Origin of the sequence: Roseovarius sp. D0-M9 (genome assembly GCF_037083805.1) — a bacterium.
GTDB lineage: Bacteria > Pseudomonadota > Alphaproteobacteria > Rhodobacterales > Rhodobacteraceae > Roseovarius.
In genome coordinates, this window is record NZ_JBAPKZ010000007.1 from 52221 (window position 1) to 67597 (window position 15377).

General features: G+C 63.9%; 16 protein-coding genes and 1 tRNA gene. 11 read left to right on the forward strand and 6 right to left on the reverse strand.

Annotated elements, in window-relative coordinates:
• Window positions 1–45: 45 nt before the first annotated feature.
• Window positions 46–720 carry a GntR family transcriptional regulator gene (locus V8352_RS06740; RefSeq protein WP_336423507.1) on the reverse strand — a complete coding sequence of 225 codons (675 nt, stop codon included), beginning with the start codon at window positions 718–720 and terminating at the stop codon, window positions 46–48.
• 147 nt (window positions 721–867) lie between these two features.
• Between V8352_RS06740 and V8352_RS06745 the strand changes: the two genes are divergently transcribed.
• The 5 genes from V8352_RS06745 to V8352_RS06765 are packed head-to-tail and all read left to right on the forward strand — an operon-like array spanning window position 868 to window position 7183.
• Window positions 868–1896, forward strand: coding sequence for a histone deacetylase family protein (locus V8352_RS06745; protein ID WP_336423508.1), 1029 nt, complete (start codon window positions 868–870; stop codon window positions 1894–1896).
• Window positions 1893–3455: an acetolactate synthase large subunit gene (locus V8352_RS06750; RefSeq protein WP_336423509.1), complete on the forward strand. Its 1563-nt coding sequence runs from the start codon at window positions 1893–1895 to the stop codon at window positions 3453–3455. Before V8352_RS06745 ends, V8352_RS06750 begins: the two co-directional genes overlap by 4 nt.
• A 19-nt stretch (window positions 3456–3474) precedes the next feature.
• On the forward strand, window positions 3475–4764 hold the full coding sequence (locus tag V8352_RS06755; protein WP_336423510.1) for an ArgE/DapE family deacylase: 1290 nt from the start codon (window positions 3475–3477) through the stop codon (window positions 4762–4764).
• Entirely contained in the window at window positions 4764–5870 is a 1107-nt protein-coding gene (locus V8352_RS06760) for a phosphotransferase (RefSeq protein WP_336423511.1), read from the forward strand. The genes V8352_RS06755 and V8352_RS06760 overlap by 1 nt, the downstream gene beginning before the upstream one ends.
• Window positions 5867–7183, forward strand: a complete 1317-nt coding sequence (locus V8352_RS06765) for an aspartate aminotransferase family protein (protein WP_336423512.1) — start codon at window positions 5867–5869, stop codon at window positions 7181–7183. Before V8352_RS06760 ends, V8352_RS06765 begins: the two co-directional genes overlap by 4 nt.
• A 41-nt stretch (window positions 7184–7224) precedes the next feature.
• On the opposite strand, the gene V8352_RS06770 is transcribed toward V8352_RS06765, so the two are convergent.
• The 3 genes from V8352_RS06770 to V8352_RS06780 form a co-directional block, all read right to left on the reverse strand.
• On the reverse strand, window positions 7225–8505 hold the full coding sequence (locus V8352_RS06770) for an MFS transporter (RefSeq protein ID WP_336423513.1): 1281 nt from the start codon (window positions 8503–8505) through the stop codon (window positions 7225–7227).
• Between the two features lie 178 nt (window positions 8506–8683).
• Window positions 8684–8759: transfer RNA gene (locus tag V8352_RS06775), tRNA-Ala, on the reverse strand.
• Between the two features lie 85 nt (window positions 8760–8844).
• A complete protein-coding gene (locus V8352_RS06780; protein ID WP_336423514.1) occupies window positions 8845–9174 on the reverse strand; it encodes a TIGR02300 family protein in 330 nt (109 codons plus the stop codon).
• A gap of 111 nt (window positions 9175–9285) precedes the next feature.
• On the opposite strand from V8352_RS06780, the gene V8352_RS06785 reads away from it, so the two are divergent.
• Entirely contained in the window at window positions 9286–9966 is a 681-nt protein-coding gene (locus tag V8352_RS06785; RefSeq protein ID WP_336423515.1) for a M48 family metallopeptidase, read from the forward strand.
• A 31-nt stretch (window positions 9967–9997) separates the two neighbouring features.
• Window positions 9998–10645 (forward strand): GntR family transcriptional regulator, encoded by a 648-nt coding sequence (locus V8352_RS06790; protein WP_336423516.1) that lies wholly within the window; start codon window positions 9998–10000, stop codon window positions 10643–10645.
• Here V8352_RS06790 and V8352_RS06795 read toward each other — a convergent pair.
• Together V8352_RS06795 and V8352_RS06800 are read right to left on the reverse strand one after the other, a co-directional pair.
• Entirely contained in the window at window positions 10642–11604 is a 963-nt protein-coding gene (locus V8352_RS06795; protein WP_336423517.1) for an acetyl-CoA carboxylase carboxyltransferase subunit alpha, read from the reverse strand. The genes V8352_RS06790 and V8352_RS06795 overlap by 4 nt on opposite strands.
• Window positions 11605–11694: 90 nt before the next feature.
• Window positions 11695–12297, reverse strand: coding sequence for a LysE family translocator (locus V8352_RS06800; protein ID WP_336423518.1), 603 nt, complete (start codon window positions 12295–12297; stop codon window positions 11695–11697).
• Between the two features lie 82 nt (window positions 12298–12379).
• On the opposite strand from V8352_RS06800, the gene V8352_RS06805 reads away from it, so the two are divergent.
• The 4 genes from V8352_RS06805 (at window position 12380) to V8352_RS06820 (ending at window position 15375) form a co-directional block, all read left to right on the forward strand.
• Window positions 12380–12823, forward strand: coding sequence for an Lrp/AsnC family transcriptional regulator (locus tag V8352_RS06805; RefSeq protein ID WP_336423519.1), 444 nt, complete (start codon window positions 12380–12382; stop codon window positions 12821–12823).
• A gap of 40 nt (window positions 12824–12863) precedes the next feature.
• Window positions 12864–13922: a cell division protein ZapE gene (gene zapE / locus V8352_RS06810; protein ID WP_336423520.1), complete on the forward strand. Its 1059-nt coding sequence runs from the start codon at window positions 12864–12866 to the stop codon at window positions 13920–13922.
• A gap of 113 nt (window positions 13923–14035) precedes the next feature.
• Complete coding sequence (gene clpS / locus V8352_RS06815; protein WP_336423586.1) at window positions 14036–14374, forward strand: ATP-dependent Clp protease adapter ClpS; 339 nt, start codon at window positions 14036–14038, stop codon at window positions 14372–14374.
• Between the two features lie 5 nt (window positions 14375–14379).
• The gene (locus tag V8352_RS06820) at window positions 14380–15375 is read left to right on the forward strand and encodes a class I SAM-dependent methyltransferase (RefSeq protein WP_336423521.1); all 996 of its coding nucleotides are present in this window, start codon (window positions 14380–14382) and stop codon (window positions 15373–15375) included.
• The last annotated feature ends 2 nt before the right edge of the window (window positions 15376–15377 follow it).

A 15377-nucleotide genomic window follows, 5' to 3' on the forward strand; every position in this document is an offset into this window, starting at 1 on the left:
TTCCACCCATCATATTTTCGCCCATCATTCAGACGGCCCGCCCGCTCACCCGGATTTCGGACCGCGAGAGGTGGCAAATGAGGCGATGTAGCCGCTAATTCCTTCACGCCCTTCGTAGATGTCAGCGCGGACCTGCGCCCGCGCCGCCTCGGGGTCACGCGCCTCGAAGGCGGCAACGACGCCATGATGACGCTGCACCATGTCCTGCCGCGCACTCTCGTAGTAGCCCGCGATCAGTGGCCCCATGCGCAGCCAGAGCCGCGTCAAGATCTCCAGCAGGATCGGCATGCGCGCCACCTCGGCCAGCGCGAAATGGAACTTCTGGTTCAACTCGGCGGCGCGGGTCCAACGGGCGGCGGCGATCGCGTCTTCGTTGCGGGCGATGATGCGGCGCAGATTGGCGATGTCCTGATCCGTGGCGACGCGCGCGGCCTCCGCAGCGGCCATCCCCTCCAGCTCGGTGCGCAGGGCCGCAATCTCAAGATATTGCGCCAAGGTCGGCACCGGCACGCGCACGTCGCGCAGCGTGCGCTGCTCCAGCGCGTTGTCCTGCAAAAGGCGCTGAACCGCATCGCGCACCGGAGTCGAACTGGTCCCGAGGGCCTCGGCGAGGCCGCGTATCGTGATCTTCTGGTCCGGGCGCAGCTTGCCGCAAACGAGGTCCTGACTGACCCTGTCGTAAATGGCCCTGCCAAGCGATTCCTTGCTGAGTTCTTTCATCCGCGCCCCTGATTTTGATGCATCATGCATCACACGGATTGATCCGGCAAACGAAACTTGCCATGTTCCACCCATATTGACGATACGGCGCGGGCGGCCCACTACTGGCCTCGGACCTGCCCGCCCCCCACCGACAAGGACACCCCGATGAAAGCCTTCTTTGACGAACGTCAGCTGCGCCACGCGCCCAAGACCTATTTCCGACGCGGCGCCGCGATGCCGCATCAGGAACAACCGCAGCGCGCCGAAATCCTGCGCGACATGCTGGCAGCCGAAGGTTTTGAAATCGCCAAGCCACGCGATCATGGGCTGGATCCAATCAAGGCGGTGCATGATCCCGATTACGTCGATTTCCTGCCCACCGCCCATGCGCGCTTTGTCGAAAGTGCAGGGTCCGAGGCGCTGGCGATCCCCACCATGCACCCCGGCCGCCGCCGTGGCAAAGAGCCCAAGGACATTCATGGCCAGCTTGGATGGTGGATGACCGACACCTCGACCCCGCTGACCGAAGGTACGTGGGAGGCGATCTATTGGTCGGCCCAGACCGCCATCGAAGCCGCCGAAGAGGTGCTGTCGGGCGCGCGCAGCGCCTATGCTCTCTGCCGCCCGCCGGGGCACCATGCAATGCGCGATGGCTCGAACGGGTTTTGCTTTTTCAACAATGCCTGCGTCGTCGCCAATCATCTTACTTCAAAATACAAGAAGGTCGCGCTGATTGATGTGGACGTCCACACCGGCAACGGATCGCTCGATATCCTTTACGAGCGCGGCGATATCTTTTTCTGCTCGCTCCACCCTGATCCGACGACCTACCCCACCTTTTTTCTGGGCCACGCGGATGAAACCGGCGAAGGCGAGGGGGCGGGCAAGTCGCTGAACCTTCTGCTGGAACAGGGCGCAACCGAGGACGATGTGCTGGTCACTCTCGACAAGGGGATTGCCGCAATCACCGATTTTGGCGCCGATGCGCTGGTCGTCTCGCTGGGCTTTGACATGGCTGCCGACGATCCGCTGGCCGCCGTGCAGGTCTATCCCAAGGGATTTGCCGAAATGGCCCGCCGCCTTGCCGCGCTGGACCTGCCGACGGTGCTGGTGCAGGAAGGCGGATACCTTGGCCCATCGCTGGCCGACAATGCCAAGGCGTTCCTGACCACCTTCCGCGAGGCCACAGCATGAGCGATGCACCCAAGGAAATGAACGGCGCCGAGAGCGTCGTGCGCAGCCTGCATGCGGCAGGCGTCGACGTGTGTTTCGCCAATCCCGGCACCTCCGAAATGCAATTCGTCGATGCGCTGGACCGGACCAAGCTGATGCATTGCGTGCTCGGCCTCTTCGAGGGGGTCGTGACCGGCGCCGCCGATGGTTATGCCCGTATGGCGGGCAAGCCTGCTGTGACGCTGCTGCATCTCGCGCCCGGCTTTGCCAACGCAGCGGCGAACCTGCACAACGCCAAGAAGGCCCGCGTGCCGATGGTCAATCTCGTCGGCGATCACGCATTGCGTCACCGCCAGTATGACGCGCCCCTTTCAGCGGACGTCGAAGCCGCCTGCGCGCCCTTTTCCGACTGGGTGAAGTCAGGCGAGAACGCAGGCAGTTTCGCCGCCGACGCAATGGAGGCGCTGCGCGTCGCCAAGGGCAAGCCGGGGCGCATCGCATCGCTGGTCGCACCCGCTGACATCGGCTGGGACGAAGGCGGCAAGATGGCCGCCGAAGTCGCGTCCGAGGGGCCCGTGCCGCTGGACGAGCGGCTGCTGGACAAGGCGGTCGACATGCTGGCACCGGGCGCTAAAACCGCCATCCTCGTCGGCAATTCCGTGCTGGAAGACACCGCCACGCTCAAGCTGCTGCAAGGCATTTCGGAACAGACGGGCGCGACCGTCCTCGCACCCACCTCATCGCGCCGGATCGAGCGGGGGCAGGGCCGTGTGCCCCTGCCCAAGATCCCCTACCCGATCAACGAGGCGATTGATTGCCTCGCCTCTTACGAGCGCGCAATCCTGATCGAGACGCTGCCTCCCGTCGCCTTCTTCGCCTATCCGGGCAAGCCGAGCCTTCTGTTGCAAGAGGACTGCGCACAGATCACCCTGACCGGCGTTGATGGGGATGGGCAAGCCGCCGTCGCGGCCCTGGCCGACCGTATCGGCGCAAAGCCAGGCACGGGGCACAGCCCTGCCCTGCCCCCGCGGCCCACGTCCGGCGCAATCACGCTCGACAATATCGCCGCCGCCCTCGCAAACGCCCTGCCCGAAGATGCCATCATCATCGACGAGGCGGTATCCTCCGGCGGTGCGACCTTCCCGGCCGGGGACATGGCGCGGCCCAATTCGTGGCTGGCGCTGACGGGCGGCTCGATCGGCATCGGCATCCCCCTGTCGGCAGGCGCGGCCATCGCCTGCCCCGAGCGCCCAGTGATCACGCTTCAGGCCGACGGATCGGCCATGTACACGATCCAGGGCCTCTGGACGCAGGCGCGCGAGGGGTCGAACGTGACGACCATCATCCTCGCCAATCAAAGCTATGAGATCCTCAAGCATGAGCTACACAACGTCGGCGCCCAGCCCGGCGAGGACGCGCTCAACATGCTGAACCTTGACCGCCCGCATCTGGACTTCGTCGCCGTTGCCAAGGGCATGGGCGTGCCCGGCCGCCGGGTCGAGGATGTGGCCGAATTGATGCGCGCCATCGAGGACGCAGCAAAAGAACCCGGCCCCTACCTCATCGAAGCAATGCTCTGACCCCGAAAAGGAATTGACCATGACACTGGACGCAGATCTGCGCGAACGCATCATCAAGGCAGTCGAGGACGGCTTTGACGCCCAGACCGCATTCACCCAAAAGCTGGTGCAAAACCCCTCCGTGCGCGGGCATGAGCATAGCATCCAGGACCTGCTGTTTCGCGAGTTGCAGGGCCGCGGCTATGTCATGGACCGTTTCGACATGGACCGCACCGCGATCGAGGCGCATCCCGGCGGCTCCAAGTTTTCCGATGATCATTCGGACGCCCCCATCGTCGTCGGCATCCACCGCCCGCGCGAGGAAAAGGGCCGCTCCCTGATCCTGCAATCGCATCTGGACGTGGTGCCCGAGGGGCTGCATGACATGTGGTCCGACGCCCCCTTCTCCGGCAAGATCGATGGCGACTGGATGTATGGACGCGGTTCGGGCGACATGAAGGCCGGCGCGGCCGCCAATCTCTTTGCCCTCGATGCTCTGCGCAGTCTGGGCCTTCAGCCCGCGGCGACGGTCTATGTACAGTCCGTCGTCGAAGAGGAATCCACCGGCAACGGCGCGCTTCAGACCTTCCTTCAGGGCTATACCGCAGACGCCGCCTTTATCCCTGAGCCTGAAGAGGAAATGCTGGTGCGCGCCAACTTGGGCGTGCTGTGGTTTCAGGTGCAGGTGCGCGGCGTGCCGGTGCACGTGCGCGAGATGGGCGAGGGCGCCAATGCGATCGACGCCGCCTATCGCATCGTCGCCGCCCTGCGCGAGATCGAGGAAGACTGGAACAAGGACAAGGCGGGCCGTCCCCACTTCGAGAATGAGGCGCACCCGATCAACCTCAACATCGGCAAGATCGAGGGCGGCGACTGGGCGTCTTCGGTGCCGTCATGGTGCAACGTCGACTGCCGCATCGGGATCTATCCTGGCGTCAGCGCCGAAGAGGCCGCGAAGGAAATCACTGACCGCGTCAAAGCCTATGCCGAGGCGGATGCCTTCCTTGCCAACAACCCGCCGCAGGTGGTCTTCAACGGCTTTTATGCCGAGGGCTACGTGCTGGACGAGGGCAGCGAGGCAGAGGCGGTTCTGGGCCGCGCGCATGAGGCCGCCATCGGCGCGCCGATGAAATCCTTCATGACCGCAGGCTATCTCGATAACCGGGTCTATGCGCTGTATAACCAGATCCCGTCGCTCTGCTATGGGCCGAAATCGCGCAACATCCACGGCATTGACGAATGCGTAAGCCTGTCGTCGGTCAAGAAGATCACCACGACGATGGCGCTCTTCATCGCCGAATGGTGCGGCACCGAGGCGGTCGAGCGCTGATGTCTGCCGTTGGCCTGCCCACGTTCAGCACGGCCAGCGCGTCTGCGCCTGCTCCGGCTGATCTTCTGGCGCATGATGCGCCGGAAATCACGCTGGACAAGGCCGCCGAATTGGCACGGGATATTTTTGGCATAAGCGGCTCTATCAGGCCGCTTAGTGCCGAAAGAGATGCCAATTTTCACATCCGACTGGAGACCGGCGAGGAGGCGCTGCTCAAGGTCACGAATGCGGTCGAGGACCAAGGCGTCACCGAAATGCAGACCGCCGCACTGATGCATCTGGCCCGAGTCGATCCGGCCCTTCCAGTGCAGCGCATCTGCCAGACCCTGACCGGGGCGCCTTCGGCTATTATCACCGGCCCCGGCGGCGATGCGCATGTCGTGCGACTGATGAGCTATCTGGACGGCACGATCCTCAGCAGCGCCGCGCCAGCACAGGGTCTATACAAGGCGCTAGGCACGCTTCACGCCCGATTGACGATGGGCCTGCGCGGGTTCTTTCACCCGGCGGCGGGCCATGTCCTGCAATGGGACATCAAACAGGCGCATCGCCTGCGGCCCATGCTAGATGCCGTCGAGGATCACACCCTGCACGAGCGGTTGACGGCGACCATCGACCACTTCGACGCCGAGATCGCACCGCGCCTGCCCGCCCTGCGCGCGCAGGTCGCGCATAACGACTTCAATCCGCACAATCTGCTGGTCGATGGCCCTGAGGCGACACGCGCAACCGGCATCATCGACTTCGGCGACATGGTGCATACGCCCCTCGCCTGCGATCTGGCCATTGCCTGCTCGTATCAGATCAGCGAGGGCAGCCAGCCCATGCAGCGCATCACGCAGATGATCCAAGGCTACACCGCGCTGATGCCACTGGAAGACGCCGAGCTGAACCTTTTGCCCGACCTCATGCGCCTGCGCCACGCGACCACGCTGACAATCGCCGCGTGGCGCGCGCGGCGCTATCCGGCAAATGCGGACTATATCCTGCGCAACACGGCCGCATCCCTGCGCGGCCTCGATGCCATCGACCGCATCGGCCTGCCCTCCGCGCGCGATGCGATTCACGCCGCCGCAACGGCGCCTCATGAAAGGCAATCCGCATGAGCATGGTCAACGCCTTTGATGCGGCCTCCGCCGGACAGTTGGATCCCGAGGATCGCGCCCTGATCGAGCGGCGCGCGCGCGTGCTTGGCCCCGCCTACCGCCTTTTCTACGAAGAACCGCTGCACCTCGTGCGCGGCGAAGCCGCATGGGTCTGGGACAAGGCTGGCAAGAAATATCTCGACGCCTACAACAATGTGGCGTCGCTGGGTCACTGCCATCCGCATGTCGTTCAGGCCATCGCCGCACAGCTTGGCGTGCTCAACACGCACACCCGTTATCTGCATGAAGGCGTCGTGAGCTATGCCGAGCGTCTCTTGGCCACCATGCCCGATGCGCTGGGACATGTGATGTTCACCTGCACCGGGTCAGAGGCCAACGATCTGGCGCTGCGCATCGCGCGCAGCTACACGCGCCGACAGGGGGTGATCGTTACCCGCCTCGCCTATCACGGCCTCAGCGAATCGGTGTCCGAACTGTCGCCGTCCTTGGGCGATTTCGTAACGCGCGGCCCGCGCGTGCGCCTGATAGATGCGCCAAATGCGCTGACCGTCCCGGGGGAAGATCAGGGCGCACGCCTTGCCGCCGATCTGGCCACCGCAATTGCCCAGATGCGCGCCGATGGGATCGAGCCTGCAGCATTTATCGTCGACACGGTTTTTTCCAGTGACGGCCTCTACCCCGATCCGGCCGGTTTCCTGAAACCCGCCGTGGATCTCATCCGCGCCGAGGGCGGCCTCTTTATCGCGGACGAGGTTCAGCCGGGATTCGGCCGGACCGGCGACGCCTTCTGGGGATTTCAGCGACATGGGCTGGTGCCCGACATGGTCACGATGGGCAAGCCGATGGGCAACGGCTTTCCCGTCTCGGGCACCGCAATGCAACCGCATCTGGTGGCCGAGTTCGGCGAAAAGGCGCGCTACTTCAACACGTTCGGCGGCAATCCCGTGGCTGCTGCCGCTGGCATGGCCGTGCTGGATGTGATCGAAAACGAGGGTTTGCAGGAAAACGCCGCCCGCGTCGGTGCACATCTGAAAGCAGGGCTACAGGACCTCGCCGCGCAGCGCAGCGATATTGGCGATGTGCGCGGCGCAGGCCTCTTTCTGGCGGTGGAATGCGTGACGGATAGCGAGACGAATGCACCAGACGCAGCGCGCGCAGGCTTTGTCGTCAATCACCTGCGACGCAACGGCGTGCTCATCAGTGCGACGGGGCCCGGCGCGAATATTCTCAAGATCCGCCCGCCCCTTGTCCTGACCCGCGAGCAGGCGGATATCTTTGTGGGCGCAACCACGGCCGCTTTTGCGGCCTCCTAGCTGTGCCGCCACGCCAATCTGCTAGCGGCGGTCATGGGCCTTCAGTCCTTCTGCTGCACTTCCTCGAGGCCCATCGATAGCGCGGAGCCAAGCGCCGCGATCACGGCAAAGACCAACAGCACGGGGGCCGGGCCAAACTGCTCAGCCGCGAGGCCAAAGAGGCCGCCCGCAAGCAGGGCAATGCCGATGAGCGTGTTGGAAAGAGCCGTGTAGCGCGCCCTGAAGGCGTCCTCGGCCATGTCCGTCAGATGCAGCTTGCGACCAGCGCGCACGCCCTCATAGGCAATCTGCGCGGCAAAGATCGCAGCCGCCGCACCAAAGGCACCGCCAAGACCACCCAGCGCAATGCCAAGGCCGCCCACAACCGCGAAAACCACCGCCCCCAGCGCACCCGCAAGCATCAACGTCTGCCTGCTGGAGTGATCCGACAAACGGCCCCAGACATACGAGGCCAGAACCGATGCCGCCGTCGAGGCCATCACAAGGGGACCAAGCTCATTCAGCGCACTACGGCCCGAGGCAGCGGTGAGCATCACGATGAAGGGCGGCGCCAGTGCGGTCACGGCAAGGGCCGCGCGCGAGGCCACGAAAATCCGCAGTTGAGCATCGGTAAGAATTGGATCGACGAGCGCCGAGAGGGAGCCGTCGTCATCCGCACCCTCCGTATCGCCGGAAGGTTCGTGCAGGCGCAAAAAGAGAACCGAAGCCAGCAGGAATGCGCCCCCAGCGACCGCGATGATCGCCGCAAGCGGCCAGACCGCCACTTCGAACAGGCCCGCCGCCATCAACAGGCCGACGCCGAATACCGTCACAGAGGCGACCGACGCGGCAAGGCCGGTGATCGCACCGCGGCGGCGCTTGGTGATGGTCCGTGCCAGCGCGTCCTTGTAACTGACCGAAGCCGCCGACCGCGCAACGGCCAACACGGCCAGACAGGCCACGATCGCCCCGCCCGCCCATGCACCGCTCAGCAAGAGCGCCGAGGCCGCGATGCCCAGCGCCGCAAGCCCCTGCACCGCGCTTCCAACTGCCCAGAATCGCTTGCGCTCCGGGCTGGCCTCGACGCGCCGGGCCAGCGCGAGTTGCGGCAAGAGTGCCCCGGCCTCGCGCACAGGCACCAGCGCGCCGATCATCGCACCCGGCGCACCCAGAGCAGTTAGCAACCAAGAAAGCACCAGCTTGGGGTCAATCAGCGCATCGGCAGTCTTGGTCAGGATCAGGGACACCACATGCACAAGGCCGTTAGCGGCCTCTTCGGCACGCACATCGCCAGGTTTTGTATCAGTGATCCGCCCAAACGCGGCCTTTGCGAAGTTGGTCATCGTGAATCAAGCCTTCTGAATAGGGCGTTCAGGTAGCTTTGAACGCGGCCATCGACAAGGCTTGGTCGGCATGTGCAGGCCAATGTCACGCTGCGGCGGTCACTGCGCCGAATCATGGCGCGACAATCGCCGCACGGTCACGCCCCAGTGCACGAGCCAGTCATAAAATGTCGGGAATTGGTGGAGCCTAGGGGGATCGAACCCCTGACCTCCTGCATGCCATGCAGGCGCTCTCCCAGCTGAGCTAAGGCCCCGATGCGACCTTATGGGCCGCTGAATGCTGACTTAGGCAAAGCGCCGGGCGGGATCAAGCGAAAAAACCAGCCCGGCGATGCTGTGTCAGGTATCGTCGTCATCCGACGCGACGTCGGCGATCTCGTCGAGCGAGACATCGTCGTCATCTTCGTCCTCAAGAACGTCATCGCCCAGATCAACGTCGACCTCATCGGCGTCATCATCGTCCAACACCTTGTCGTTATCGGTGTTGGCCTCTTTCATCTTCTTCGTCTCGGCATCTTCGGCGTCGGCCTTGATCGACCGGCTCTTGCCGGTGTTCAACTCGACGACTTCGCCCGTGTACGGGCTGACGATCGGATTCTTGTTCAGGTCGTAAAAGCGCTGGCCCGTCGTAGGGCACAGGCGTTTGACGCCCCATTCTTCCTTGGGCATGTTGCGTCCCTTTCAAATATGGTGCCTTGCATGCGGCCTGCGCCACCTGCCATAACGGTGCAAAGGTGTCAAAGCCTTTAAGACAGGCACCCGCAGCGACATTCAAGGCATATGGGCGAGCATCTCCTTCCCGGCAACCCCCCTATCGCAGTTACCCTGCGAAGATCTGCGCGCGCGCGGCGTATCAGCCTGCGCGTGTCGGCACTGGATGGGCGTGTCACACTGACGCTGCCACGCGGCCTGCCCGAACGTGAGGCGCTGGAATTCGCCCGCTCGAAACAGGCGTGGCTACAGGGGCATCTGGACGGGCGCACGCCCGAGGTTCAGGCCATTCCCGGCGCCGAGATCCCCGTCGAAGGCCAGATGCTGCGCATCCAGGCCGGCGCGGGCAAGCGCGTGACGCCCACGGGCGGTGCGCTGGTGGTCCCCGGCGGGCAGCCCGCGCGCCTTCAGGCGTGGCTGAAAACACTGGCGCGCGACCGCCTGGCCACGGCATCTGACCGCTACGCCGCTGCCTTGGGCCGCCCTTATGGCAAGCTCAGCTTGCGCGACACGCGCTCGCGCTGGGGGTCATGCTCGTCCAGTGCGGGCCTCAGCTATTCTTGGCGGCTTATCATGGCACCGCCCGAAGTACTGGAGTATGTGGCCGCGCATGAGGTCGCGCATCTGGAACAGATGAACCACTCACCCGCCTTCTGGACGTTGGTAGGCAATCTGATGCCCGCCTATGAGACGCACCGCAGATGGCTGCGCCAGCATGGCGCGGAGCTGCACCGCTATCGCTTTGATTGACGGCGCGTGATTTTGTGATCACAAGGGTCTCATGCTGATGAACCCGCGTCCCGATCCAGTTCCCGCTGCCCATGACCGCGTTTATCGCGGCCTTCGCACGCGCATCATGCACGGCCAGATCGCACCGGGCCAGGCGCTGACGCTGCGCGGTATCGGCAAGGAATTCGATGTTTCGATGACGCCTGCACGCGAGGCGTTGCGCAGGCTGGTGGCCGAGGGCGCGCTGACGCTCAGCCAATCGGGCCGGGTGGCGACCCCCGAGTTGAGCAACGACCGAATCGAGGAACTGGCCGCGCTGCGCTCACTTCTTGAGGTCGAATTGGCCAGCCGCGCTCTGCCCCGCGCCCATATCGCGCTGATCGACCGGCTGACCACGATCAACGGCGCGATCGCCGAGGATATCGCGCGGCACGATGCCGTCGCCTATATCCGCCGCAATCTGGAGTTTCACCGCACGCTCTATCTGCGCGCTCAGGCCCCCGCGATGCTGGCCATGGCCGAGACGGTCTGGCTGCAACTTGGCCCGACGATGCGCAAGCTATATGGCAAGCTGCGCCAGAAAGAACCGCCCCCCTATCATCGCCTCATCATCGGTGCGCTCAAGGCGGGGGACGAGCCTGCGCTGCGCCTCGCCGTGCGGTCAGATGTGACGCAAGGGCTGAGAATGCTGGCGAGTTAAGCCGCCAGACCCTTGCTGCCCAGGCTCAGGAATTTTTCGCGGCGGTCCTGCACCAGCGCCTTGGCGTCCATGCCATCCAGACCGCCCAGCATCTGAATCAGCGCGGCGCGGACGTTTTCCATCGCCTTCTTGGGGTTGCGATGCGCCCCGCCCATCGGCTCGTCGATCAGGCGGTCGGCAATACCCAGCTTGAACAGATCCTGCGCCGTGAGGCGCAGCGCCTCGGCCGCCTCGCGCATCTTTTCGGAATCCTTCCACAGGATCGACGCGCAGCCCTCGGGCGAAATCACGGAATAAACCGAATGCTCCAGCATGGCGACACGGTTGGCGCTGGCGAAAGCGACGGCGCCGCCCGATCCACCCTCGCCGATCACGACGCTGACCAGGGGCACGCCAATCTGAAGGCATTTCTCGGTGGAGCGTGCAATCGCCTCGGATTGTCCACGCTCTTCGGCGCCCTTTCCGGGATAGGCACCGGGCGTATCGACCAACGTGATGACCGGCAGGCCGAACTTGCCCGCCATCTCCATCAGGCGGATCGCCTTGCGGTATCCCTCGGGGCGGGCCATGCCGAAATTACGCTCGATCCGGGATTTCGTGTCATTGCCCTTTTCATGGCCAATCACCATCACGGGGCGGTCATCCAGACGCGCCAGACCGCCCATCACCGCGTGATCGTCCGCAAAGTTGCGATCCCCGGCCAGCGGCGTGTATTCCGTGAACAATGCCTTGATGTAGTCACTGCAATGGGGCCGTTCGGGGTGGCGCGCCACCTGGCATTTGCGCCAGGGCGTAAGGTCCTTGTAGAGGTCGCGCAGCATGTTCGCGGCCTTCTTGTCCAGCGCGGCCGCCTCCTCTTCGACATCGACACCCTCGCCCGCGCGCGCCATCGCCCGCAGCTCTTCGGCCTTGCCTTCGATTTCGGCGAGGGGTTTTTCAAAGTCGAGATATTGCGTCATGGGGTCGGCTCCGGTTGGTGCCTGCGTTATATGACCCTGCGACGTGCCAAATGCAATCAGGTTGCCGCGCCGCGCGCACCGTCCACGCTCCTAGTGAGGCATCAGAACGGGGATCAGCGTCGCCACCAAGAGCACGGCCATTGTCCAGTTGAACGCACGCAGCCGCCCTCGCGTGCCCAGAAACCTGCGCATCTGCTGGCCAAGCGCCGTCCAGCTGGTCGTGCTGATCGACGAGACCGCGCAATAGACGCCCGCGACCCACAAGATCGCCGTCGGCTCGCGACCGCCCGCATAGAGCGTGATGGTCGAAAGCGCCATGAACCACGCCTTGGGATTGACCCACTGGAACGCGGCTGCTTGCAAGAAGGTCAGCGGCTTGCCGATCTCCTCCGCGCCCGCCTGCGGGGGCGGGGCGGCATTGGCGATCTTCCACGCCAGGAACAGCAGGTAAAGCACACTGAGAAGTGTCAGGATCGTCTGCACGATGGGAAACGCCTCAAAGACGCGGATGATGCCGACGCCCACAAGCAGCGTCAGCACGGGCATCCCCACCCCGATCCCGAACATATGCGGCACCGTGCGGCGAAAGCCAAAATTGGCTCCCGACGCCATCAGCATCAGGTTGTTCGGGCCGGGCGTGATGACCCCGACAAAGCAGAAGGCGACCAGCGCCATGAGAATATCCACTGTCATACACGCAATAATATTCAAGCAAGCCTGCAAGTAAATTGCGTATATTTGCGTAATCAGTAAATTTATGCAATTATTACGCGGAATGGACAAAGTAACAGAACGCATATTGCAAGAGCTTACCCGCGACGGGCGCATCAGCAACATCCTGCTGGCCGAGCGCTGCGGCCTCTCGCCCAGCGCGTGCCTGCGCCGCGTGCAGGATCTGGAGCGCCGGGGCGTGATTGCAGGCTACCGCGCGGTCCTCGATCGCGGCGCGATGGGCGTCGGCTTTGTCGCCTATGCGACCGTCGGCCTCAACAGCCACACCAAGGCCAGCCAGCAGGCGTTCGAGCGGGCAATGGCCGCCGCGCCCGAAGTTGTGGAGTGTCACAACATCACCGGGGCGGTCGAATATCTGGTGCGGATAGAGGTGGCCGATCTGCCCAGCTACAAGGCGTTTCACACCGATGTCATGGGCGTGTTGCCGCAGGTTAACGCGATCACATCCTATGTCGTGATGGGCTCGCCCAAGGATGCACGCGCCTGATGGCTTTCCAGTTGCTGCTGCGCGGGGTATGCCACCGCCCATGACAACAATGCCCGACATTTACGCCCAAAAGGTCAATTCCGGCGAGCTGACCGCCGATCCCGCGCAGGAGGCCGTCCTGCCCGAGTTCGAGCGCATTCGCTCCGCACTGGCCGAGCCGCAATCGAGGGGATGGTTCCGCAAGGCGCCCGAGCCGCCCAAGGGCCTCTATATGTGGGGCGGTGTCGGGCGCGGCAAATCCATGCTGATGGATATGTTCGCCGCCTCGCTGGACGTGCCGAACAGGCGGGTGCATTTTCATGCCTTCATGCAGGAAATCCATGCGGGCATCCACGCCGCGCGCCAGAAGGGCGAGCAGGATGCGGTCGCCCCCGTTGCGGAAAAGGTGGCCAAGGACGTGCGCCTGTTGGCCTTCGACGAAATGCAGATCACCGACATCACCGACGCGATGATCGTGGGCCGCCTCTTTCAGGCGCTTTTCGATGCGGGGGTCGTGGTGGTCACCACGTCCAACCGGGTGCCGGATGATTTGTACAAGAACGGGCTGAACCGTCAGCTCTTTTTGCCCTTCATCGAACTGATCAAGGAGCGGATGGTCGTCCACGAGCTGACCTCGCCCAATGACTACCGGCAGGACCGTATCGCAGGCAGCCCCACGTATTTCACACCCAACAACGCCGAAGCGCGCGCGCAGATCGAGCAGGTCTGGCAAAACCTGACCGAGGGCAAGGCAAAACCGCACACACTTACCGTGCAAAAGCGCGAGCTGGAGATCCCCGCCTTTCACAACGGCGTCGCGCGGGCCACGTTCTATCAGCTGTGCGGGCGCATGTTGGGCGCGGCGGATTACCTGGCGCTGGCTGATGCCGCGCGCGTGCTCGTGCTTGAGGATATTCCCTTGCTCAGCCGCCAAAACTTCAACGAAGCGAAACGCTTTGTCACATTGATCGACGCGCTCTACGAGGCCAAAGTTCAACTGATCTGTTCGGCAGCCGCAACGCCCGAGTTTCTCTACGTCGAAGGTGAGGGAAGTTTCGAGTTCGAGCGCACCGCCAGCCGCCTGCGCGAGATGCAGTCCGAAGGTTGGGGCACCGCCTGACCCGAGCCGATCAAGGGCGCAGCCCCCCTTTCAAAATTTCAGCCAAAGGCTATATATCGTCTTTGAGTTACCCGCCCAGACACACCGACGAGCGCAGCAGACACATGGACCTCATGACATCGCAGCAATGGACAATGGCCACCGATGACGATGACGACAGCGACAGTTCCGTCGTGGTCGCCACCCGCCCCAAGACCAAGCGTCCGCCCCTCTACAAGGTGCTCTTGCTGAACGACGATTACACTCCGATGGAATTCGTCGTCGCCGTGCTGGAGCGATTCTTTGGCCTCAGCAGCGCGCAGTCGTTCGAAATCATGCTGACCGTCCACAAAAAGGGCGTTGCGGTCGTCGGCGTCTTCAGTCACGAGATCGCGGAAACCAAGGTGGCGCAAGTCATGGACTTTGCCCGCAAGCACCAACACCCGCTGCAATGCACAATGGAACGGGAATAGACATCATGTCCGGCATTAGATTGTCCTTGGCGCTCGGGGGCGGCGGTTTGTCCCTGCCGGATGACGCGCGCATCGCGGTCTTTGCGCCGACACCCGATCATGACCTGTCGGAATTGCCACAGGATCTATGCCACGTCATCACCGGCACCAAGCCGGACAGCGACTATTTCGCGGCGCTCGGATTTGCCTGCAATACCGCGCCCGAGGGGCGCTATGGTGCTGCGCTCGTCTGCCTTCCGCGCGCCAAGGACCGTGCCCGCGCGCTGATCGCCGAAGCGGCAGATGTGACGGACGGGCCGGTGATCGTCGACGGGCTGAAAACCGACGGCATCGAATCGGCCATGAAGGCGTGCCGCAAGCAGGCCGATGGCGTATCGGGCCCGATCAACAAGGCTCATGGCAAGCTTTTCTGGATGGATCCGGCCCCCGAACTGGCAGGCTGGCGCGCTGGCGCGCCCGGCGAGATCGAGGGCGACTATGTCACCGCACCGGGCGTGTTTTCCGCCGATGCGATAGACCCTGCCTCTCAGGCATTGGCCGACAACCTGCCCGAAACGCTTGGCGCGCACGTGATCGATCTGGGCGCAGGTTGGGGCTACATCACCCGCCGTGTGCTGGAACGCGAGAGCGTCAAACACATCGACGTGGTCGAGGCCGACCATGCCGCACTCGCCTGCGCGCGGATCAACGTGGCCGACCCGCGCGCGCAGTTTCACTGGGAGGATGCACTGCGCTGGCGCCCCGAAACGGGCGCGGACACGATTGTGATGAACCCTCCCTTTCACACGGCCCGCAAGGCCGACCCTGCACTGGGCCGCGCCTTCATCTCGGCATCTGCCGAAATGCTGAAGCCATCGGGCCAGCTCTGGATGGTGGCCAACCGCCATCTGCCATACGAAACAACACTCGCCGGCCTCTTTGCAGACGTGTCAGAAGCCCCCGGTGGCGACACCCGGTTCAAGCTGCTGCACGCCCGGCGGCCCCTGCGCAAGAAGCGCTAGCC